Origin of the sequence: Pantoea sp. LMR881 (assembly GCF_027157825.1) — a bacterium.
GTDB classification, from domain to species: domain Bacteria; phylum Pseudomonadota; class Gammaproteobacteria; order Enterobacterales; family Enterobacteriaceae; genus Pantoea; species Pantoea haifensis.
The window spans coordinates 149,631-172,010 of sequence record NZ_JAPVOK010000004.1 but is presented as its reverse complement, the minus strand read 5'-3'; the positions used below and the strand labels follow the sequence as shown (position 1 = coordinate 172,010).

Sequence of the window (22,380 nt, the reverse complement as noted above, 5' to 3'; positions counted from 1 at the left end):
GCCTCGTATGGCCTCGGAAACTGCGTAACAGAAGCATAATAAACAGATTCTGAACTGACTCAGGTTTAATGTTCGTGGCTTTCTCGAAAACTCACTCAATCATTTGAAATTATTTAAATTTAACGCGGAATAACCTGATCCTACATCTCTTGTAAGGTATGCAGAATAGCAGCATCGCTTCCCCGGGAAGTCGCTCCAGACATTGAGTGGCTACTTAAGCAAGGCCATCAATATGGCACTGGCGCAAAGCTGGCCGGCAAGCTCGACTATCTGTGGCAATCCTGCTCCGGCATACTTACTGAACAAAACGATCTCCAGCGCCTCATCTGTATAATTGAAGCCTCGAAGGACATGGACTGGATATACTGGTTGCTCTCTGACAAAGAACGGTCAGGACGTGATGCCATAAGCCTGAATCCCGGTGTTAACGGTATTTATATCCCGCAAACAAGCCTGGCCGCGGCGTTTGATGCTGAGAGCTGTCTGGTAAATCCGCTGATGGCGCGCCTTACAGGAAGCGTAGCTGGTCTTAAACAGCTTTTTGACCGCTGTGGATGGAAGTTTGTCACAGAGCGTAATGATGAGCTGAAAAACCTTTTTACGCTAATTACTGAAAATAAAAGATAAATCAGTGTCTGCACAAAATAAGTCGGGCTGAAAAATATCTGGAACTGGTCAATAAAACATCATTTGCTGATTGCAGTGGATATCATATAAATAAGAGAGCAGCGCACATGGATAGCCGAAGCAACCGTTTTCTGTTACGGCGTAACATTTGTATGAAAATAAGGTGCGCATAAAGTAGCAGTTAAACGCACTGATACCTTTAGCCACTGCTCACCGGCGGGCAAAATGGCATTTGCCGCCACAGACATGCTTTAGGGTCCCCGCTAAGTAGCCACCGCTACATATTTTTTTTCAGTCGCTGGCATTAAGTTGTCAGAGAACCTTATGGTCCTGAAAAAACATCTGAAGCCAGACGATATTGCTCATTTCCGGGTTCCTGGCCAGTAGCCACTGTCCTGGCGCACAAATTTGGCTGAGTTCAGCCAAAACTCACAGACGACGCTACGTAAATTCTGAGAGAAAAACAGAGGATTACCCCGCCAGAATTCACGTATCGCTGCCCGTTTTGCGTACAGAGATTGTCAGACTGGACAGAATTCTTCTACTGCAAGGATCCTGCAGTAAATCCTGACTTTATATAAACATAATTATATAAAGTTGGAAAAATTTCAAGTCTGCTAAATCGCTAAGTGTCATTGAGAGTCAATACCTTATGTTCATGAATTTCAATGAAAAAGGAATTTGAAATAGAAAAGAATATCGATTTGAGTTTAAAAAATATCTTTAACATTCCTAATCATTTTTTTGTTAACATTATCAGTATTTTATATAAGATAAGTCTGAATTATCTTACTTTTAGAGACCAAAATGTCTGATAAAACCATTGAATTTTTATATGAATCTATTAATGATACACAAGCAACAATTAGAGCCATTGACGTAAAAATTGGATTTTTGTTTGTTATAGTTTTTTTACCTCTAGCTGCTATAAGTGAAATAACTGCTGGAGCAAAACAACTTTGGGCATTAAACGTTTATTATGACTTTGCTCTGATTGCTACTACATTAGCATGGGTGCTTTCTATAGCTTTTCTTTTTAGTTGTGTTAAGGCACTTAACAAGATTGACAAACATATTACTGGAAACCAGCCTCTAGATATCTTTTATTCAGGAGGTGTTGAACCAATTTACTTTTTATCTCTTATGAAATCAAAAGATATACGTTCTAAATTAAAAATTGAGGAGTATATTTCACAACTCCCCAAAACAGATAGTGACTTGATAAATCATTTATCTTTTGAAAAAATGAAAGTGTCATTAATTAGAGAATTTAAATCTTGCAAGTCACGGATGTGCACTAATTTAATCCTTATATGGCTTAGCTTGGGGGTTGTATTATCAATATGTCTTAAATATGGAGTTTAATAAAAAATATGACCAGCGATGAAATTAAAAAAATATCCTTACTTATTAATGGCTCTTTAGATAAGGCAGAGTATCATTGGCAGAATGGTGGTTATCAGTTAATGTTAGAAAGCAGCGAGAGCCGCGATTTAATAAAAGCAAACGCACAGGATGAAGCCATATCCAGAATACCCGGGCATAACATTGTAAGATCTAATGAAACGATAATTGATGAATTTGTAGCTATGGTCGTAGATATGAGGGATTCAACTCAGCATTTAATGTGTGCGACAGCAAAAGATAGGGGGATATTTCCGAGTTACAACGAGTTTTTTATGAAACATCAGCACTTTTACCAGCACTTGAAGCAACTGTAAATTTGTCTAAAGGCTCAGTAACAGAGTACTTAGGAGATGGCATATTAGCTTTTTTCGCTGTGATAAAGATAATCCTGAACAAGCAATCTATTCCGCACATGCTGCGGCAAAAAACTGTTTAGAAAAGACTCGGGAATTAGTAAACGCGGCTCTAAAAGAAAGATATAATCTTGAACCCATGGATATTGGGATTGGATTAGCTAAAAGTCAGGCAATTATATCCTTAGCAGGATTAAAGGATGCACCACATCCTAAAGCTTTCGGAAAATGCGTCTTCAGAGCAACTAAGCTTTCAAGTGGTCGCAATATAATTTACATAGATGAAAACTTAGAGGCTTCATGGCCAACAGCAAAAGGTGGGAAATTAAAGTTCATCAAAAAAGCCACAGATATTAAAGGCGTGACCGCATTTTCAATTGAAAGAAATAAATTTTAATTTATTAAAAATGGATAATATGGAGTTCCTATGAGGAGTGGTAAAAGAAGCATAATTGAGCCTTTATCCCCGATTATTATCCCAGAAGTTAGATCTTACTGGGCCACACACTCTTCTACAGCATTTTGAAATGTATAGACCAGCATAAAAACCTTCAATACTCTCCTATTAAATTAACGGGATATCCGGACTGGTCTATGGCAATATTGAGAGGATCTCTTCCCGTTAATTTTTTTAGTATAATACAGAATCATATAAATAACTGGGGTGTACAATACTTCTTTACTAGCTTTTTTAATCAAAAATTAGGTGGCCATATAATAGTTGAACTTTTAGAAAGACTTGAAGATTCATATGGGGTGTGCTTTAGTAAAAACCTTGATGAATTCAGTTTCTTTGTTTCAGGGAATGATAGCACTCTCAGCTATAAATTGAGAGAAAGGTTCAGTACAACCTTTCCAGAATTCACTAAGCAGTATGATCCCACCTCATTGATAAATTATTCAGATTTATGCCTTATTGTTGAAAGTTCAATAGCAGAAGAAAAGGTTGCTATTTTCGGTGAGGTTGAAGGATTGCATGGCAACCAACTAAATTTAAGCTCGTACTGGAATAAGAAAAATGACTTGTGTGTTTTTGGCATAGGTGTTGTCGATGGAGAAGGTAGTGGCGTTTTTTTTAAAGAGTTAGAACACAAAGGTGTACATAAAGTTGTATTGCAATTTGAACGCTCGCATTATGTAGTCAAAGACTTCACTACAGTTTTAAATTACTACAATCATTTATTTCTTAATGGGCCTCGTGCTTATTTTCAACAGGTTAATGAAGAATTCGATTACTTCCTCAACTATCTTAGAAATAATTGGGGACCCCAATAGACTTGGTGTTTTCCTATCTCGAAAAATATATCGATGGGGGGATCTTGTTGGATACAACGATGGAGGCATTGCAATAATTACAGATTTGCACGCCTAAACATCTTAAAAGAATTTACGGGATGTTTACTTCTTAACTCAGTATCAACTTATGACATATTTTCAAAAGCTTGAGATAATGTCCATAAGAGGCAAACTAATGCCAAGAGTTAAGCCAAAAATGGTCAAGCCTAGGGACTGTTCAGTGCGCACTCACGCCTTTAATTTAACATAAATAGCAAAATGCGATTTTACAGTAGTAACCCTTCTGAACTCCTTTCACAAAACCTGACGAAAATTCATTATACTGAGCCGGACCGACATACAAGGTTATGGTTTGGGTTGTGCAAGATTTGGAAGCCTTGAGGCGGCTGCGCGGCATCAACGGAGATCCGGTCACGGCCTCATTCAGTGCGTTCATGCTCTTCTGCTACAGCATAAAGCTGTACGCCTTTTCAAACCTACTTTGCACCAGGTGCAGCCAGTTCTGTGGCATTATCGCGGACGTGGCGCAAGATATTTATATTTGCTGGGGCCCTGGCATGGACGCTACCAAGCCAATCAGTGGTCAATCATGCGCGTGAAAACGAGATCGACGTTGGAGAATTATCTGACAATAGCAGAGGACTGGAACATGATCCCTGCAAGTTCTATCCGGTTGTTGCAACACAACCAGCGTCTGGTCTGCTATACCCCCTTCACCAGCCGTTTTTTCTGCTATCAAATTACCCTCGATCTCCAAAACAAAAGTTATTGCAACAATCAGCACATATTAATATAGAGTTTCTCATTGCATCCCAAAATGGGTAGACGGTGAGCGGGGCCTTTTCTTTTGAGTCCTGTCGCAAAAAACATAATACATTAAGCCGTCTGGCTTCCTTAATTTTATAATACTTTCATAGCATTATAAATAATGGTAATTAAAGTTTTCAATCTCAACACCAGATTCAATTTTTTTGAATTTAGATTCATATTTAACCCATTGTCTCCTTACTCCTAATGAGAAAACATGGAAAAAAAGGAGACAATGATGACACTCACTAACTTCACATTCATTATCGAAAAATGCCGCCAGTTAACTACGCCAGAGCTTTCGGATGCACTGGATTACTTTTCTCTTCCGGGCTCACTACTGGGCATAAAACACGTAGCGGGAAAAAAACCATTGTTGGTCGTGCATGGACTGTGCGCTACGTCACAATTGATAACGATCAACCGGGCACCGTTGGCGATTTTATCGATCAGGTCAGTCCGGGAGACGTTGTCGTTATTGATAACGCTGGCCGTCAGGATTGCACCGTCTGGGGCGGAATTTTGAGCCAGTTAGCAATGCATAAAGGGATTGCCGGCACGGTAATCAATGGTGTCTGCCGAGATACTGCACAAGCGAACGATGCCGGTTATCCGCTGTATGCCTTGGGTAACTATATGCGCACAGGTAAAGATCGCGTACAGGTCGCCGCTTTATGCGAACCTATCTCTGTCGGCGGTGTGCTGATTAAACCAGGCGATCTGGTGGTTGCTGATATTGATGGCGTGGTGGTTATCGCTGAGAAACATATTGACGCAGTGGTGGACCGGGCTTTTTCAATGCAAAAAATTGAGCATGAAATTATCAAAGATGTCTTAAATGGAATGACGATCACCGAGGCGCGTAAAAAGCACAATTATCACCTGCTGCAGCGCAACCCGAGTAAATAAAACCACCTTAGCCAAAACTATGAGCATTTAATCATGAATAATACTGTTCCTTTGTCTTCAGAAACTATCGATCTATTAAAACAACTTGGGGCAGCCACAATATATGAAGCACAAGGTGCGTTTGGCGCCCTTGATTCAGGAGTTAAACCGCTCAGCCCGACGATGAAATTAGTAGGTCCGGCATTTACCCTCGATATGCGTCCTGGCGACAATCTTCTGATCCATTACGCTCTGCTGCATGCCCGGCCCGGAGACGTGCTGGTCATTGACTGCAAGGGCTTTATGGAAGCAGGTGTCTGGGGTGATGTTCTCACCACACAGGCCATGACGCTGGGGCTGGCGGGAATACTGGTAAACGGTGCTGTAAGGGACGCACAGGCAATAATTGATCTACAATTCCCGACTTTTGCCCGAGGTTTGTCTATTAAAGGCACGGGTAAACATCAGCCGGGCGTAATCAATGTTCCGGTGACCATCGACGGTTGCGTTATTCACCCCGGCGATATTGTAATTGGTGACAGAGATGGCGTCGTTATTGTACCGCCTGCCAATCTGGAAAATGCGCTTGTCCAATCTTTAGCCCGCGAAGAAAAAGAAACCACCTTCAAAGCTGCAATTAAAGATGGCGCTACCACCGCAGAATTAATGCAATTAGCCGAAACTTTCCAGCGTTTTCATTTAAATTAAGGAAAAATAAATGAGTGCACCTGTAGAACTCACTTCAGTTCAGCATAAATCGACCCACCATCGTTGGTGGGTCGCTGCCCTGTTTTTCCTGATCTACACGGTTGCAGCAGCAGACCGTGCGAATCTGGGTGTGGCGTTACCCTTTATCCGTAAAGAGTTCACCATGAGCAATGCGGAAGCAGGCGCGCTGGCCAGTCTGTTTCTTATCGCCTATGCACTGGTGCAGATACCTTCTGCCTGGCTAATTTCTCGATTTGGCGTGCGTAACGTCTTTACCACCTCCATGGTGTTGACCTCAGTGGCAACCGCCTTGACCGGCATGGTAGGTTCCATTTTGCATCTGAAAATGTGTAGAATGTTGCTGGGCGTTGCTGAAGGCCCGCTGCCAATTGGCGTGACGTCTACCATTAATAGCTGGTTTCCTTCGCGTGAGAAAGGCATCGCATCGGGCATTTTCTCTCTTCAGTTAAACTCGGTCCGGTGCTGACGCCAATCATTGGCTCACTGATAATTACCCACTGGGGGTGGAAAGAAATTTTTTATTCTTCGCCCTGCCTGGCCTCCTTTTGCCGGTACTGTGGTATTTCTTCGTAGCTGACAAACCAGAAAATTCACGCTTTACCAATGCAGCGGAAGTCGATCTGATTAATGAAAAAATAGAGGATGGAAATCATAAAAATGTGCCTGACAAGTATAAAAGAATCGCCTTGCTGGATACCTTTATTCGTGTTCGACCGGTCAAATCGCTGGTGAGCAGCAGACAGATCTACCGCTCCTGGAATGTATGGGGATGTAGCCTCGGCTATTGTTTTCAGCTCGGTATTTCCAGCCTGTTGCTGGCATGGATACCAACCTATCTGCTGACCGAAAAACAGTTCTCGATAATGGGCATGGGCTTTGTCGCAGCAGCACCATGGGTCGGCGCGGTATTAGGTAATATCTTGGGCGGTATCCTTTCCGATAAAGTTCTCAGAAAACGTCGAAAACCCGGCATGCTTATATCAGCTGTTTCGACCTCGTTAATGATGCTGTTTCTGATTTATATTCCTGCGAACCCCATTATTTGCGCATTACTATTGTTTCTTACCGGCTTGCTGTTGAGCATTGGTTTCTCAGCATATATGGTCTATCCGATGTCATTTATTGAAAGGAAGCATTTCCCCACCGCCAACGCCATCGTGAATATGGGCGGGCAACTTGGCGGAGCGGCGACGCCCTTTATTGGTGGTTTGATTCTGGACTATAATGGCTGGAATTCTGTTTTTGTCTTTATGTCTGTCATATCTATTCTCACATTTATTATTGTGCTAACTATTGATGAGCCGATGAAAACGACATGAATTAAGCCACAACGTTCTTTAATACCTCAATAAATTCTTTAATATAATTACCGCTGCTGTCTGGATTGCTGATGGCGTAAATATAGCTATTGACTTTAAAGTCCTCTATAGGGACAAAGAGAATATCCTTGCGATTATCAGGGATGGCTGACTTTCCAATTAACGTCACGCCTAACCCTGCGCCTACCAGCGCCAGTGCGGTATGGATTTCTATCGCGCGATGTGAAATTATCGGCCTACACTGATGAGAGGTAAAATAATGCAGTATTTTCTGAGAAAAACTGCTCCTGTCGTCTTTTGGATAACTGATAAACGGAGAATGGCAGAAATCCTGTAGCGTTAAAAAGGACTTCTTCGCCAAATAATGATCGCGGGGATCGCGGCAAATAAAGGATCAATCAAAATAAGTTGATGGTTTAAATTTTCCGGTACGATACAATCACCACTGAACTCGCGTGTAATACCTATATCAATGGTTTGATCAAGTATCATCTCCGGCTGATATTCTGACAATACTTCTGTAAGGTTCAGCGTAATATGATTATAATTTTCCGAAAATGTTTTTATAGATTCCGGTAATATATTAATCATAATCGAACGCGTAAAGGCAATGTTTAATACCGTGTCGGCGCGGGACATAAACGACTTGGTTTCATTTTGTAGTTTATGAAAATCATAGAGCAACTGCTGGGCTCGCGGATAAAAAAAATTACCTAGCTTGGTGAGTGACATTGGACGGGAGCTACGGTTCAGCAGTTCACCTCCCAGCTCTTGCTCCAGCGCTGCTAGTTGCATACTGATTGCCGTAGGCGCAATAAACAGCTGTTTCGCCGCCGCACTAGCGCTGCCGGATTCAACAATTTGACAAAAATAACTAAGCTGTTTGATATTCATTGTTTTACTCACGTAAAGTTAAGAGTTATTCATCTAATGATATGTGCCTGTTATTAAGTCCAGTTCTCTGTCCGCCTTGCGACGGAAATATTCAATTTCCTGCAAAGCCCATGCATTAAAACCAGCTTCAGTCCATTCTTTTAAATGCCGGGTTACTACAGTTTACCATCGCTATCAGTGAGATAACGCGACAAAGGTTCATTTTACTTATTAAAATGATGATTTGAAAAAGTAGCTTTACGCAAAGTGCATCGTCAGGGGATAATCCCGCCAGATTTCAGCACAGCGCGCCGGCACGGCGGCTTCACTTACGGCGACAAGGAACCACATGACTGACCCGGCTGATGACCATTTTTTGCCGCACAGGCTACAGCTTTCTTCTTTTGAAGAGCAGGATGCGTCGGCGCTGGCCGCGATTAATAACAGCCAGCCGCTGAACCCGGCGCAGTCTTACCTTATCGGACTGTCATCCGCCGCCAGCAGAAAGACGATGAGCTCTTTTCTCAATATCGTGGCAAAAATGCTCGGCTTCAGCGCCCTGCAGAGTTGCGCCTGGGGCAGCCTGCGTCGCCACCACATCCGCGGGCTGCTGGAAATGCTCTCGGCCAGCGGCCGGGCGCCTGCGACCATCAATACCTATCTCTCTGCGCTGAAAGGCACCGCCCGCGAGGCGTGGATGATGAAGCTGATGGATACGGAAAGTTATCAGCGAATCCAGGCGGTACGCGCAGTAAGGGGAAGCCGGCTGGCCCGCGGCCGTGCGCTGGCCGCCGGCGAAATTCATGCGCTGTTCCGCTGCTGTGAAGAAGACTCCGCCTGCAGAGGCCCGCGTGATGCGGCCATGCTGGCGGTCATGCTCGGCTGCGGCCTGCGCCGTTCAGAAGTGACTGACCTCGACTACGCCAGCATTCTGCTTCAGGAGCAGGCGCTGCTGGTACGCGGAAAAGGGAACAAAGAGCGGCTGGCCTTTATGCCGGAGTCGGTCTGGCGGCGCATCCATATCTGGACGGCGACGATTCGCGGCGAGCAGGACGGGCCGCTGTTTACCCGTATACGCGCAGGTGACAGTGTCACTTACGAACGCATGACACCGCAGGCGGTTTATCACATTCTCAGTGAGCGGCGTATGCAAAGTGGGATCGATGAATGCGCCCCGCACGATTTACGCCGCACATTCGCTTCCATGATGCTGGATAACGGGGAAGACCTGATAACCGTCCGCGATGCGATGGGCCACGCAAGCGTTACCACCACGCAGAAGTACGACCGCCGGGGTGATGAGCGTTTGCGTAAGGCTGCGGATAAACTGACGTTTTAAGGGCATCCTCAGCACGGCTTACAGCTCATGCTGTCAAACCACCTGCCGTCGCCTTTTTATACTGAATCGTACACAGGCTATCCCCGTTTTCTGTGGATAAAAAAGGTCAGCGACTGCAAAAACAACTGAGTCCTTTTATGAACGGGCCAGTTCTTTGACTCAGAAATGGCAGACAGGCAGGCAACAGGTTCTTCCGATGGTTACTGGCGTACGCCGGACATATTATGGGCGTTTGAGTCTTTAACAGACCGGCAGACGGGACTTCAGTTCAGTGTTGAACGGAAGCAAGATTTTCGTGACCGCGATGTCAGTCAGTGACGAGCCTGTTTCAGGTCTTCCTCAGTCAGACCGGTCACATTCATAACGGACTGGATGTCCATACCGTTCTCCAGCAAATTGCGGGCAATCTTTAAACTGGCTTCCTGCACGCCCTCACGTAACCCTTCAAGACGGCCTTCCTGTCGGCCTTTCTGTTCAAGCTGCTGCGCAATCGTCATCAGTTCATCCTCATGTTGTGGTACCCGCTGTGCCAGCTCACGAATAAAGGCTCCTGCGTCAGCTGTTTCACCCGCCTGAAGTATATAGTTTACCAGCGCATGCAGCTGCTGTCCGGTCATAAATTCTGAAGCCATCAACAGGGCCAGCTGATCCAGCACCTCTTTAAGGTCCTGCTGCCGGATATGCTTCTGCAGCAGAGTCAGCGCAGCCATGCTATGGTGCTGCATAATTTCCTCATCGGGAATGATTGTCACATCCACCAGTGGAAACCCGTCGCTGTAGAGCGTAGCGGCCGTTTCTGGTTTACTGAACAGTTGCAGCCAGTTCATGCTGTAAGGATAGGGGCTACGCTTGCCCTGGTAAAACAGTACAGGAATTACCAGTGGCAGGGTCTGGTGCCCGGCATCAAGATGGCGCTGCATCGCGGCCACGGCATAGCGCATCATGCGGAACGCCATATGCCTGTCCGGTGAGCTCTGGTGCTCAATCAGGACATGAACGTACCCGTCGCCTTTATTAGTTTTCAGAGAGTAGAGTACATCGCTGTAATATGGACGTAAGTCATCTTCAACGAAGCTGCCAGACTCCAGCCTCAGTGTCGATAAGTCGCAGATTGTCAGCAGCGCGGGCGGCAGATGCAGCGCCATAAAATCGCGCGCGGTCTGAGGGTGCGAGAGGAATGTTTTGAACACCGCATCATGCGGAGTTGGCGTGCTGTTGCTCTTCATTGGGGCATCATGGTTTATTCTTTTGCTGTATGTTATGACAGACACCTGAGCTAAAACAAACCCTGTTTAGATTAAGTTGTAGCATGCCTTCGGTAGAGAAGTAAGACAAAAATTCATACAACCGTGCGTAGTTTGCAGGTAATGCACATTTCATTAAGCAAATACGGAGGGCTGATTTAAGGCAGATTTATTGTTTGCCGGGACTTATCAACCTGTCAGGTAATTTTTAGACATAAATTACATACGTCGTTGAATACTGATGGGGATAACCTTACTGGCGCTTGCTATCACCCGGCCAGCGATGACGTGGCTGACGTCAGCTCCTGATTTTACCTGTATAACACTGGTGCTGTTGTGGTTTTCGTTTTTCCTCGGTATGTACAACAGTGCTATGGTGGCGGCCCTTACTGAGGTGATGCCAGTCTACGTGCGTACCGTTGCGTTTAGTCTGGCGACGGCGCTTTTCGGCGGCCTGACGCCGGTGATTTCAACGGCGCTGGAACAGATGACGGGCAGCAAGAGCGCGCCGGGCTGGTGATTGATGTGAGCCGCCTTCTGCGGGCTGGCTGCCACTGCTATGCTGTTTTTGCGTCTGAGCCGCGGTTATCAGGCAGCGGAGCAAAAAATCTGAGCCATCGAGACAGGTTCGGTTAGGCTACTCTGGACCATTCAGAGTTTTGCGGGGGTATCGTCTTTAGCCGTTTTATACGTTACGTAACATAACTGGTTATATAAATTACCTGCTCTTCGTCCGTTCAATTCTGATTAGCCAACAGGCGAGCATTTGCTCGCCTTCCATTAAATATTAGATGACATCATTTATCCCGCCATCAATCCTATCGCCGAGCCACTGATATAGCTGGTCACTTCACTGGCGAGAGTTTTCGGCCAGTCAGGCAACCTCATAAGTAGCGCGTTAATGAAAATGACATTGTTGAATTATAATTTATAAAACAGTTTTATGAATGTTTGAACAGTCAGATATCTCGCACGTCGGCCAGATTTCAGACTGATATTTTACCGTTTGGCCGAAGCGATCATCCAAAGAATGAGTTTATACATCCTGCATCAACTCTTGCGGCTAGCTTATTGCGATACAATGGAGCACCCGGGCATGGTGTTACGTCAAATGTTAGTATTGAAGGATCATACCTAGCCAACAGCGTTGGTGATAGCGCGAAATCGGTGCTGTATCAGGCGAATTTAACCAGTGAATAAGGGGCCGGTTCATAAGGCCTGTTTTTGGAGTTTCAGGCGTTATTACTGAGGTAAGGGACCATATTTGTCCGAATTGTCAAGTGAACTGTTTGTCATGCAAATATTTGATGAAAAAAGCAATGACTGATTAAAAAGAATTAACACAGGCAGACTATAAACTCTTTTAATGCTAAAGATTAGAATAAAACTCAGCCTTTAAAATCGCGACCGTTAATCACCAAAATTTTTTAAGGCTGATATACAGAACCATAAAGCCAACGACAATTAAAGGGAACCATAAAGGCGGGCGATCTTTTAACCATTTACTTTTATCATCTCTTTTCATAGCCGACTCTACTGATAAAATGAAGATATATTTCTTTGCCGAACTCCCCGTAAATAATAAAAAATTATTACAGGATTTCTTTTTTATTTCTCTTATTAGCTCTAATTTTAAATTTAGCAAGAGTAGTGCAGCCGTTCAAGTTATATAATAAAAATTCAAACTGGCATATTACGCCCCTGCTCTTTTTTACAAAAAACTTCCCATTCCATATGTATCCACACAACAATCATAATGCTATCCAGCACGGTCTGATAAGCAGGAGATATATATCCAAACGGAATGGACAAGAGAGAAGCTATAGACATGCTCACAGCAATCCTGACGCCCCATTTTATCATGACTTGCATATACCCCCATCATTAACTTGAATTTACTGGAAGCCCATACTGGCTGTTGCATTCAAACTAATCAAGGGTCAAAACAACCTCCATAAAGGATATTTTCAAAAAACTGCGTTTCTTTACGAATAATATTTATCTTTATGCTTCGCCTTTCTTACTCCCCGAAAGAATTTATAAAAAACTACCTCAGTGTTGTCGCTAATCTATATATTCCATTAAGTTTTACCCACTGCCTTAATTTTTTATACTATCCTTTCCAGAAATTAATACTTTCCTTAAAGTGCATGAAAAACTTCTTGTGTATGATTTACCTGCTGGAGAAAACCCCAGCGTTCCCTGTATTGAGGATACATTTCCTCTCAGCCAGATGTAAAGATACATCTGGCGCTTTTTTTGAGGATAATTTCAATTATTGAATCAACAACCAAACAAAACTCACCTGCTTTTATTTTTACAGTGAGTGATAAAGTGAAACTTAGTCATTTTCCTTCCTGCTCACTGTCAATTAAGAAACAGCCAATTCATTATATAACGCGATTAATATTTTTTCCGCGGACTGGTTCAAATATATTAATGGTTACTGTCTGTCCAATGATTTACTTACTTATCTAAACGACTTTCTTCAATCGCATGCCGGAAAGCAGAAAAAACGCGGGTAATTTCAAAGTCATCCAGAGAGTTACGTCGAACAGTAATGGTACGATGAAAACCCAGGTCCTGGATAGGCATACGTTCTACCTTTTCATATCCGTTTTGCAGAATGACTGTGCGTATCCGCGCCGCAATTGCTACCTGCAACAGGCAGCTATCCCCAGTTATGAGCACAGTCTGTGATCGGATCAGCGATACGAGACTAGCAACATCTGTGATGCCTGTGGCAATACAAAAGTAACCTGTCATGTCAGAATATAAACTATTGGCCAGCTTTATCGCTGTAATCTCGTCTGCCCTGTTTCCTATAAGGACAATGCGTATGCCCGGAAAATTGAGCATAAGAGCTTTAGCGAGTTCATGAAATCTTTTAAGAGGCCACTGTTCTTTTGTGCGCATTTCTGTCAAATGAAATGCAACGCTAAATGTTTTTCCAGTTTTGTCTCTGATAAATGCTTTCGGGAGGAACATTCTTACATCGCCTGTTATAGCACCTAAAGTGGCTGTTAATGCTAATTGTCGCTGTATGATATGTCCTGAGAACGAACCGGTATGGCGGCTGGCAAAACGCTTCAAAGTCACCGATTCGTCAGAACCAGAGTCCATATATATTTCCTTGCTGCCCGCTAATGCTGCGCATACCACATCAACAGGGGCATGCGGGCCAAGGGTTATTGTTATCTGTGGCCTGAATTTTTTCATAATCATATAAAAACGCAGAATCCCAGCTACATTAGTATGCCTGACGAGAACATGGCTGAACCAACCGTAACTTTTTACCAGTTGAACTATTTCTCGCGTTGTAATCATCAAAATTTTGGCTGAAGGAAATCTTTTCCGGACTGCTCTTAATGCGGGTGTACTAATTACAAAATCACCCACAGAGCCAACGCAAAAAACAGCGATTCGCTCAGGTTCATAAAATTGCTCCTCAGAACAATCAACACGGGAACGATAATCCGCTGTGAATTCGAGTAATTTTTCTGCCAAAAGGAGTTTCCAGCGTTTCATGAGATTTCCAGTAAACTGCCTGAGAAAAGACAACACTATGCATATTGTCATTAAGTAGTGTTTATAAGACAAATAAATAAAAAGAAGTTTCGTCCATGAGCAGGTGCTTACCTTATATTTACGCATTCCTGACGAAGAAGGGAAATCTAAAATCAAAATCAACCCTTACTTTTGTAAAAGCGATTGAATTCAATCCTGAATACTTTAAATCACAGCTTTTTCAATAAAGAGTTAAATCCGCACATAACAATTTCAGGCGTATACTGATGATGCCTGTAGCAGTGAGAATGGCAGCTTAAAGATAAAGGCACGTTCATTATCGAACGCGCCTGCATTATAATTTAAAAAACTATTAAAACTTTAAACCCAACTCCATATAATAAGTCCGGCCTGATTCATTATAAGTTTGAGCTCCTGCACCATAAAGGTATGCGCCCGTACTGGAATTGCCTGTAGTAGATGCATTTCCTGCACGATAGTGACGTTTGTCCAGCAGATTGTCAATTCCGGCTGTAAAAACAACATTTTTCGTCAGATTGTAAGTTGTGCTGGTACCAAATAGGGCATAAGGTGCGACCCCCCACTTTTCGCTGCCTGTTGCTTCCTCTCCTTTATAATTATATTTCTTCGGCTTTTGCCTCCCGTACCATGTCATGGTTCCCTGAACAGATAAATCATTCGTGGCTTGCCACTCCAGCGTTGAATTAATCGTGTACTCAGGTATAACTGACAGATAATCACCGGTTTTCTTATTTTTATTTTCAATGATATAGGTGAAGTTGTTTTTTATACTAATATTTTCGCTGACAGAAAAATTAAGTGTCCCTTCAAGCCCCTGAACAACAGCCTCAGGTATATTTTCCCATTTATAAACATCTGAAGTGCCGTTCGAATAATCAGCTGAATAACCCGCCTCTATTTTATTATGGTAGTCATTGCGATACCAGGTTATACCCGCCTGAGTCTTATTATGATGATACTCTATCCCTATTTCTTTATTTACGCTGGTTTCGGCCTTTAGATCGGCATTTCCCTGAAGGTAACAACTGCCTGAACTGGCGTAACAGCCCTGTCCGTTGCTGTAAAGAAGATAGTTAGGGTTGGTCTGGTAAAGATTAGGGGCTTTCCAGGCACGTGCAATGCCGACTTTCAGCGTAAAATCGTCGCCCAGCTCCTGAGAAATGTTAAATGAAGGGCTAAAGTTCGCTCCGGTGATGGTCTGGTAATTAAAACGCAGACCTGGAGTAAGGCGCGTTGAGTCAGTCAGGTCGATATTATCTTCAGTATAAAGTCCGTAAATATCAGCCGAGCTGTAGGGGCTGCGGTTAGTAGATGAAATACTCGATACGCTTCCACCGCTTGACGTTGTTTGTGTGTTGGACTCAGGATCTTTCATAGACTGGTGATTCATCTCAGCGCCGAACGTCAGCGTCTGGCTTAGCCAGGTTTCTACTGGAATGTTGATATCCGAATGCAGATTAGTGTCATTCAGGTAGATTGTTGAGAAACCTTCATCCGTTGTGCTGAAAATGCCTTCTGTGCCGCCCGCCAGACCTTCATTAAGGCGGGTGTTTCGGGTTTTTTCAAACTGTATATAATTGCTGGTCGTTATGCCATTATCCCATGCTCCACTATATTTCAGGCTTAAAGTCTGACGATAGAGTACATTCGTTTCTTTGCCGTAATATTTTTTAACCAGTGAGTTAGTATTTGTATTTTGGGTGTCACCTGCATACAAATTCCCTTGTCTGCTGTAACCCGAGTTGAGTTCAAGTGCCTGCATAGGCATAAACTCCCAACGCAGCGAGGCATTGATATCTTTATCAGTCACACCTTCACGTCCGGCCGGAACCGATCCGGCATAGCTTCCGGTGCGGGCAGCCGCGTGCCCGCTGTTAATGTCCTGCGCATCAGCCTGCGTTTTACTCCAGTTGCCGTACAGACGAAAAGTGACATTATCTGTCATTTCGCCACTCAGGTTGCCATTGAAACGTCGGGTTGCCCCTTCTGCCTTATGTTCAGGCACGTTGTAATAAGTATTAAGGCTGCCATGCCAGTCCTTTTCAGCGGGTTTAGTAACAATATTGACCACTCCTCCCATTGCTCCATTACCATACATAGCAGCAGCAGGCCCACGTATAACCTCAATGCGTTCAATCATTTCTGGCGGTACCCACGATGTGTCGCCGCGTGAATCTCTCTCCCTCGCCAGCCGTAACGGACAGAATTTTTGCTGCTGACTGGCATGCCATCAATAAGTATTAATGTATTTTCGGGCCCCATGCCCCGTATATCAATCTGGCGGTTGTTTCCCCGCTGTCCACTGGTAGAGTTACCTGTAAGATTTACGCCTGGCATTGTACGAATAATCTCCGAAACATCTCGCTGGACGGGATGTTTCTTGATTGCTTCGCTGTCAATAATTGAAACCCCCGGTGCCTGAAGCGTCTGTTCACGTGCCGTTACAAGCAGAGTATTTTCCTGCGTGTTTTTTTCAGGAGTGATATTCAATGGGGTAATAACGGTGACATTGTCTGCAGTTTTATTATTTCCATTTTTTTATCTTTTGACTCCGCATGGAGATAAAAAGAAGTAGTGCTTAGAAAAGCAATTACCCCCGCCAATAACTTATTTTTAAAAGAATATTTCTTACTAAATGTGTTCATAGCTGTATTTTATAGGAAAAGACAAGTCAAAATACTACTAACAATAATGATAATCAATATCATTTAAATCAAAAAAGGGTAATTCATGTAAGTATTTAGCTTATAAAATGAAAACATTAAGTAATTTAAAAAATCTGATGGAGATGAAAAAGTAAAAATTACTTTTACTGTCAATAAGATTTCATGTTGGAACTCCTTCCATGAAATAAAAACATGAAAATAAGCCACGCCTACCTCTTTAGGTAGAAAAGTTGTTCTCCCTTGGATTTAAGTGCCATATAATCATATGTTAATTTACTATGTAGAGTTCTTTTCTATTTGAAACTTTTTGACCAGTCAACAAAACAGATGATAGTCAAATATTCTACCCGAGCCATAACTGAAGTTCTCACGATAAATTACGTTAGGCGGCATATAAACTGATTTTTTAGCGCAAAATTTGAACAGCGCAATGACATAAAGGGAAGATTCTGTCCGTGCCAGGAACCGATTTAATTAAATAAAGTCAGTAAATTTTTTTCCATAATCAGGACAGCCTGGTGACTCTCTTGACGTCTCCTGATGCGCGGCTTGATTTTTACATTCTAATTTTTAAACATAACCTTTCCAGACTATACAATAAAAAATGAACTGCACCGATAAAGGCATTCAGCCCTCCACACCTATCCATACAAAAAAACCACAGAAGCAAAGCAATCTCACTTTATATCTCTATTGACTAATTAAACACGGGCAGAAAGAAATAAAGTAAGATATATTTAATTAATGCGTTATCATTTCCTATTATTTTGTAAGAAAAGCGAAAACATGGCTGCTCGCAGTGAATCATAGTATGCAAAACCTGTCTGTTAACGTGAATAATCAGGGCCACGCCAGCGATTAGTGATACAGGTATGATAATACTTATATTCACTTATCGCCTGATGCCACTTTTACGACATCTAATAATTAGACAGGCTGTAAGAGATTAATGAAAAAAACATGGTTGCCTTAATCATCCTGGCCAGTTCAGCAGCCTGGGGTGCAGACGATTTCGTGGTGAAGGATATTCATTTCGAAGGGCTGCAGCGAGTCGCCGTCGGCGCGGCTCTGCTGAGCATGCCGGTACGAGTTGGTGATACGGTCTCTGACGATGACGTCAGAAATACCATTCGCTCGCTGTTTGCGACCGGCAACTTTGAGGATGTTCAGGTCCTGCGAGACGGTAATACGCTGATTGTCCAGGTTAAAGAACGCCCTACCATTGCCAGCATTACCTTCACCGGTAACAAAGCGGTGAAAGAGAATCAGCTCAAACAAAACCTTGAAGCCTCGGGCGTGCGCGTTGGCGAAGCGTTAGACCGCACCACCATCTCTTCCATTGAGAAGGGCCTTGAAGACTTCTACTACAGCGTCGGTAAGTATACGGCCAGCGTTAAAGCTGTCGTGACGCCACTGCCACGTAACCGTGTCGATCTCAAACTGGTCTTTACTGAAGGTGTCTCTGCAAAGATTCAGCAGATTAACATTGTCGGTAACAAGGCTTTCAGCTCTGATGAGCTGATTTCCCGTTTCCAGCTGCGTGATGAAGTGCCGTGGTGGAACGTGGTTGGCGATCGTAAATACCAGAAACAGAAACTGGCAGGCGATCTCGAAACACTGCGCAGCTTCTACCTCGACCGGGGTTATGCGCGCTTTAATATCGATTCCACGCAGGTGAGCCTGACGCCGGATAAAAAAGGCATCTATATCACCGTAAACATCACCGAAGGCGATCAGTACAAGATTGCAGGTGTGATTGTGAACGGCAGCATGGCGGGTCACTCAGCGGAAATTGAGCACCTGACAAAAATCCCTGCGGGCGAGCTGTACAACGGCACCAAAGTCACGCAGATGGAAGATGACATCAAGAAGCTGCTTGGCCGCTATGGTTATGCCTATCCGCGCGTGGTGACACAGCCGGAAATCAACGATGCGGATAAAACCGTTAAGCTGCACATCAACGTTGATGCAGGCAACCGCTATTACGTGCGCAATGTCCGTTTTGAGGGCAACGACACCTCAAAAGATTCCGTACTGCGCCGCGAAATGCGCCAGATGGAAGGCGCATGGTTAGGCAGCGATCTGGTTGAGCAGGGCAAAGAGCGTTTAAACCGCACCGGCTACTTCGAAACCGTTGACGTCGATACGCAGCGCGTTTCCGGCTCGCCTGACCAGGTTGATGTGGTCTACAAGGTAAAAGAGCGTAACACCGGTACCTTTAACTTTGGTGTGGGTTACGGCACTGACAGCGGCGTCAGTTTCCAGGTGGGCGTCTCACAGGATAACTGGCTGGGCACCGGTAACACCGTCGGCTTCAGCGGGACTAAAAATGATTACCAGACCTATGTAGAACTTTCGGCAACCGATCCCTATTTCACGGTAGATGGCGTCAGCCTTGGAGGGAAGATCTCCTACAACGATTACAGCGCAGAAGATAACGATCTGGCGGAATATAACCTGAAAAGTCTGGATTTGGGCAGCAGCCTTAGTTTTCCCGTTAGTGAAAACAACAGTCTCAACGTTGGAATTGACTACGTTTATAACCACCTGAGCGATATGTCGCCACAGGTGTCCGTCTGGCGCTATCTTCATTCGCAGGGGATCAATCCTGGCGTCACCACCCGCACAGTTGATGACGATGGCAGCAGTGATGAAACCTTCAGTGCTAATGATTTCTTTTTCAGTACGGGCTGGAGTTATAACTCGCTCGATCGCGGTTTCTTTCCAACTTCCGGTGTGACCGCCGGGTTTAATACCAAAATTACCCTGCCCGGCTCGACCAACAGCTATTTCAAAAGCACGCTTAGCGCTAATGCTTATCTGCCACTCAGTGATGACCACCGCTGGGTGTTGATGGGACGCGCAAAAGCAGGATATGCAGAGGGTTTTGGTAACGGCGAAGTACCCTTCTACGACAATTTTTATGCCGGTGGTTCCAGCTCAGTACGTGGTTTCTCTTCTAATACTATCGGGCCAAAAGCGGCTTACTATCGCTGCAACGGCAGTGAGAGCAGTACAAGTACCTGTCCGGTAGAAAAATCTGATGATGCCGTAGGAGGTAATGCAATGGCAGTTGCCAGCGCAGAGCTTATTGTGCCCACTCCGTTTGTCAGTGAGCGTTACGAGACATCATTAAGAACCTCGCTGTTTGTCGATGCCGGAACTGTGTGGGACACCGGCTGGCAGAATACGGCAGAAACAAAGGCAGCCGGTATTCCTGATTACAGCGATCCCTCTCAAGTCCGCGTATCGACCGGCGTGGCGCTGCAATGGCAGTCACCACTCGGACCGCTGGTCTTTTCTTATGCGCTGCCGGTTAAAAAGTATGATGGGGATAAAGCCGAGCAGTTCCAGTTTAATATTGGAAAAACCTGGTGACAGGAGAATTAAAATATAATCAGGCGAAATCTTTACGAAAATTTTTAACTGGCGGAGCAGAACGTTAATTTAAATCGCTTTAGAATAAAAAGGTGAAATACTCAGGGAAAGAGTATTCGCAAAAAATCGTTATTATGCATGTATTTTCGGCCACTTTCGTGGTGGCCATTTTTTATTGGTATAGATCCATGCTATATATTTAAAACAGCATAATTCATTAAGTGAATCCTATAAGCACATCAAGAAAAATAGTTAACCTTTCGGTAATTTAATATGCTTGCCCCGTATAAACTACAACTTCATTTCTCAGCTAACCTCTAAGCATTATCACTATCTGAAGATGCTATTTACATTGCGGAGAAAAAGCATGGACCTCTTTACCGGTAGTTGCCTGTGCGGCAAAGTCAGATTCGAAGCCACAGGATCGCCATACCGTATTGGCTTGTGCCATTGTCTTGATTGCCATAAACATCACGGCGCACTTTTCTAAGCTGCCGCTATATTCCCTGAAAATGCAGTAACGGTCAGCGGCTCGTCTGTATTTGCACGTTTCGGCGATGAACTTGAAGTGAATCCAAGATTTCTGGATAAGCCAGATCAGCTAATGCCAACTTATGAAGCCTGGACTAGCCGCCGCGAGGCATGGTTGCCGCCTTTTCCGGTTAAATATCACTATAAAAAAACAGGAAAAGCTCAGAACGTTCTGCTGAATAATTCACAGAAAACGAACAAGCAAATCCATAACGCTGAGTCAGAGCATCATCTTAGACGTAAGTTATTTTAAGCTCTTTGGCATCGGCGGCGTACCGTGCGTATGGAAGGTTTCGATAGTTTTCAATCCCCATGCCTGCCCTTTTTTCCGCTCAGTTTCTGTCCACACTACATACAGTCTGCCAGTCCGGCGCCAGTATCAGGCGAGCGCCTGAGTTTGCCAGCTCCACGCGGTTGCCCGCAGGCTCCCAGACATAAAGGAAGAAAGTCCCCTGAATCGCATGCTTATGCGGGCCGGCCGGTCTCAATATGAACACCATTTTCGAGAAAAATATCGGCAGCGCGCAAAGTGTCTTCACAGGTATCTGTAGCATAAGTCACGTGATGTAGACGCCCTCTGCCTCCACCATGCTCTTCAGTACAAGCCAGGTCGTAACTTTTATTGTTTATGGTAAACCAGCAGCCGCCGATATGGCCATTATCCAGTAGAATCATCTCAGTCGCCAGCGAGCCGAGGCAGATTTCCATAGAAATTTTAAACTCACCGACATCTTCAGCCAGCAAATTAAGGTGATCGATACGGCGAGAGGAAGCTCCACGGCCATAATAACGTTGCACCAGATTTTTTAAGGACGGGCGTTCAGCGGCAGCGGACGGTATCGTAATAGATCTCAAATATATGACCGAAAGGATCCGCAAAGCGAAAGGCACGACCATGTCCCTGGTCATCATCTACCCAGCCGATTACTTCATAGTTGCTGGCCTCAATGGCCGCCACACGTCGCATCAACGCCGCTTCCGAGCTGGCACGATAGGCGATGTGCCCCACACCCGTTGTATGATGGCGCGTCAGCTTCAGACTATGAAATTCGTAATCATCCCAGGCTCGTAGCCAGGCATGATCCTCATTTTGAGGCCGAGACGGTAAGACCATATACATTGACGAAGAAATTAAGGCTTTCCTCAAATTTGTCTGTATAAATTTCAACGTGTGCAAGATGTACAATATCATGACAGGGTTCCGTAATTTAATTTGTCATGTGAACCTCCCTATTTGTGTAGGCGTACCGATGTTCTGTTTTTAAGTAAGAAATACGTTATCCGTCTTTTATCCAGGAAGAGAATGGCTTTTACCTTTGAAGGTATGAGTTCCCTTTATAACACGACTGAGATAACAAACCAGAAGGTACGAAA

The 22,380-nt window shown here is 44.2% G+C and carries 16 protein-coding genes and 3 pseudogenes; 13 read left to right on the top strand and 6 right to left on the bottom strand.

What is annotated here, in order from left to right:
• The first annotated feature begins 144 nt into the window (after positions 1-144).
• The 9 genes from O3W44_RS21405 to O3W44_RS21365 all read left to right on the top strand — a co-directional run bounded on the left by O3W44_RS21405 (position 145) and on the right by O3W44_RS21365 (position 7,426).
• The gene (locus tag O3W44_RS21405) at positions 145-627 is read left to right on the top strand and encodes a DUF2913 family protein (RefSeq protein WP_331283456.1); all 483 of its coding nucleotides are present in this window, start codon (positions 145-147) and stop codon (positions 625-627) included.
• An 807-nt stretch (positions 628-1,434) separates the two neighbouring features.
• Positions 1,435-1,992, top strand: coding sequence for a hypothetical protein (locus tag O3W44_RS21400; RefSeq protein WP_269294754.1), 558 nt, complete (start codon positions 1,435-1,437; stop codon positions 1,990-1,992).
• Positions 1,993-2,000: 8 nt separating this feature from the next.
• On the top strand, positions 2,001-2,348 hold the full coding sequence (locus O3W44_RS21395; RefSeq protein ID WP_269294753.1) for a hypothetical protein: 348 nt from the start codon (positions 2,001-2,003) through the stop codon (positions 2,346-2,348).
• A 178-nt stretch (positions 2,349-2,526) separates the two neighbouring features.
• Positions 2,527-2,784, top strand: a complete 258-nt coding sequence (locus tag O3W44_RS21390; protein WP_269294752.1) for a hypothetical protein — start codon at positions 2,527-2,529, stop codon at positions 2,782-2,784.
• Between the two features lie 197 nt (positions 2,785-2,981).
• Positions 2,982-3,662 (top strand): hypothetical protein, encoded by a 681-nt coding sequence (locus O3W44_RS21385; protein WP_269294751.1) that lies wholly within the window; start codon positions 2,982-2,984, stop codon positions 3,660-3,662.
• 1,101 nt (positions 3,663-4,763) lie between these two features.
• Entirely contained in the window at positions 4,764-5,399 is a 636-nt protein-coding gene (locus O3W44_RS21380) for an RraA family protein (RefSeq protein WP_269294750.1), read from the top strand.
• Positions 5,400-5,432: 33 nt separating this feature from the next.
• The gene (locus O3W44_RS21375) at positions 5,433-6,086 is read left to right on the top strand and encodes an RraA family protein (protein ID WP_269294749.1); all 654 of its coding nucleotides are present in this window, start codon (positions 5,433-5,435) and stop codon (positions 6,084-6,086) included.
• Positions 6,087-6,096: 10 nt separating this feature from the next.
• Positions 6,097-6,573, top strand: coding sequence for an MFS transporter (locus tag O3W44_RS21370; RefSeq protein ID WP_269294748.1), 477 nt, complete (start codon positions 6,097-6,099; stop codon positions 6,571-6,573).
• 37 nt (positions 6,574-6,610) lie between these two features.
• The gene (locus O3W44_RS21365) at positions 6,611-7,426 is read left to right on the top strand and encodes an MFS transporter (RefSeq protein ID WP_269294747.1); all 816 of its coding nucleotides are present in this window, start codon (positions 6,611-6,613) and stop codon (positions 7,424-7,426) included.
• Position 7,427: 1 nt separating this feature from the next.
• Here the strand turns inward: O3W44_RS21365 and O3W44_RS21360 are convergent.
• Positions 7,428-8,320: pseudogene (locus O3W44_RS21360) on the bottom strand (LysR family transcriptional regulator).
• Positions 8,321-8,648: 328 nt separating this feature from the next.
• Between O3W44_RS21360 and O3W44_RS21355 the strand changes: the two are divergent.
• Entirely contained in the window at positions 8,649-9,638 is a 990-nt protein-coding gene (locus tag O3W44_RS21355) for a tyrosine-type recombinase/integrase (protein ID WP_269294746.1), read from the top strand.
• A 311-nt stretch (positions 9,639-9,949) separates the two neighbouring features.
• On the opposite strand, the gene O3W44_RS21350 is transcribed toward O3W44_RS21355, so the two are convergent.
• A complete protein-coding gene (locus O3W44_RS21350; RefSeq protein WP_269294745.1) occupies positions 9,950-10,864 on the bottom strand; it encodes an Rpn family recombination-promoting nuclease/putative transposase in 915 nt (304 codons plus the stop codon).
• A 253-nt stretch (positions 10,865-11,117) separates the two neighbouring features.
• Between O3W44_RS21350 and O3W44_RS21345 the strand changes: the two are divergent.
• Positions 11,118-11,495 (top strand): annotated as a pseudogene (locus O3W44_RS21345) (citrate-proton symporter); the annotation flags it as partial.
• 1,853 nt (positions 11,496-13,348) lie between these two features.
• Here O3W44_RS21345 and O3W44_RS21340 read toward each other — a convergent pair.
• Together O3W44_RS21340 and O3W44_RS21335 are read right to left on the bottom strand one after the other, a co-directional pair.
• Complete coding sequence (locus O3W44_RS21340; RefSeq protein ID WP_269294744.1) at positions 13,349-14,410, bottom strand: glycosyltransferase family 9 protein; 1,062 nt, start codon at positions 14,408-14,410, stop codon at positions 13,349-13,351.
• Between the two features lie 352 nt (positions 14,411-14,762).
• A pseudogene (locus O3W44_RS21335) lies at positions 14,763-16,930 on the bottom strand (TonB-dependent siderophore receptor).
• 1,127 nt (positions 16,931-18,057) lie between these two features.
• On the opposite strand from O3W44_RS21335, the gene bamA reads away from it, so the two are divergent.
• On the top strand, positions 18,058-20,475 hold the full coding sequence (bamA, locus tag O3W44_RS21330) for an outer membrane protein assembly factor BamA (protein WP_269294743.1): 2,418 nt from the start codon (positions 18,058-18,060) through the stop codon (positions 20,473-20,475).
• A gap of 340 nt (positions 20,476-20,815) precedes the next feature.
• Complete coding sequence (locus O3W44_RS25110; RefSeq protein ID WP_442954681.1) at positions 20,816-20,965, top strand: GFA family protein; 150 nt, start codon at positions 20,816-20,818, stop codon at positions 20,963-20,965.
• 506 nt (positions 20,966-21,471) lie between these two features.
• Here O3W44_RS25110 and O3W44_RS21320 read toward each other — a convergent pair.
• Together O3W44_RS21320 and O3W44_RS21315 are read right to left on the bottom strand one after the other, a co-directional pair.
• Positions 21,472-21,804 carry a hypothetical protein gene (locus O3W44_RS21320; RefSeq protein ID WP_269294741.1) on the bottom strand — a complete coding sequence of 111 codons (333 nt, stop codon included), beginning with the start codon at positions 21,802-21,804 and terminating at the stop codon, positions 21,472-21,474.
• Between the two features lie 22 nt (positions 21,805-21,826).
• Positions 21,827-22,120 carry a VOC family protein gene (locus O3W44_RS21315; protein WP_269294740.1) on the bottom strand — a complete coding sequence of 98 codons (294 nt, stop codon included), beginning with the start codon at positions 22,118-22,120 and terminating at the stop codon, positions 21,827-21,829.
• Between the last annotated feature and the right edge of the window lie 260 nt (positions 22,121-22,380).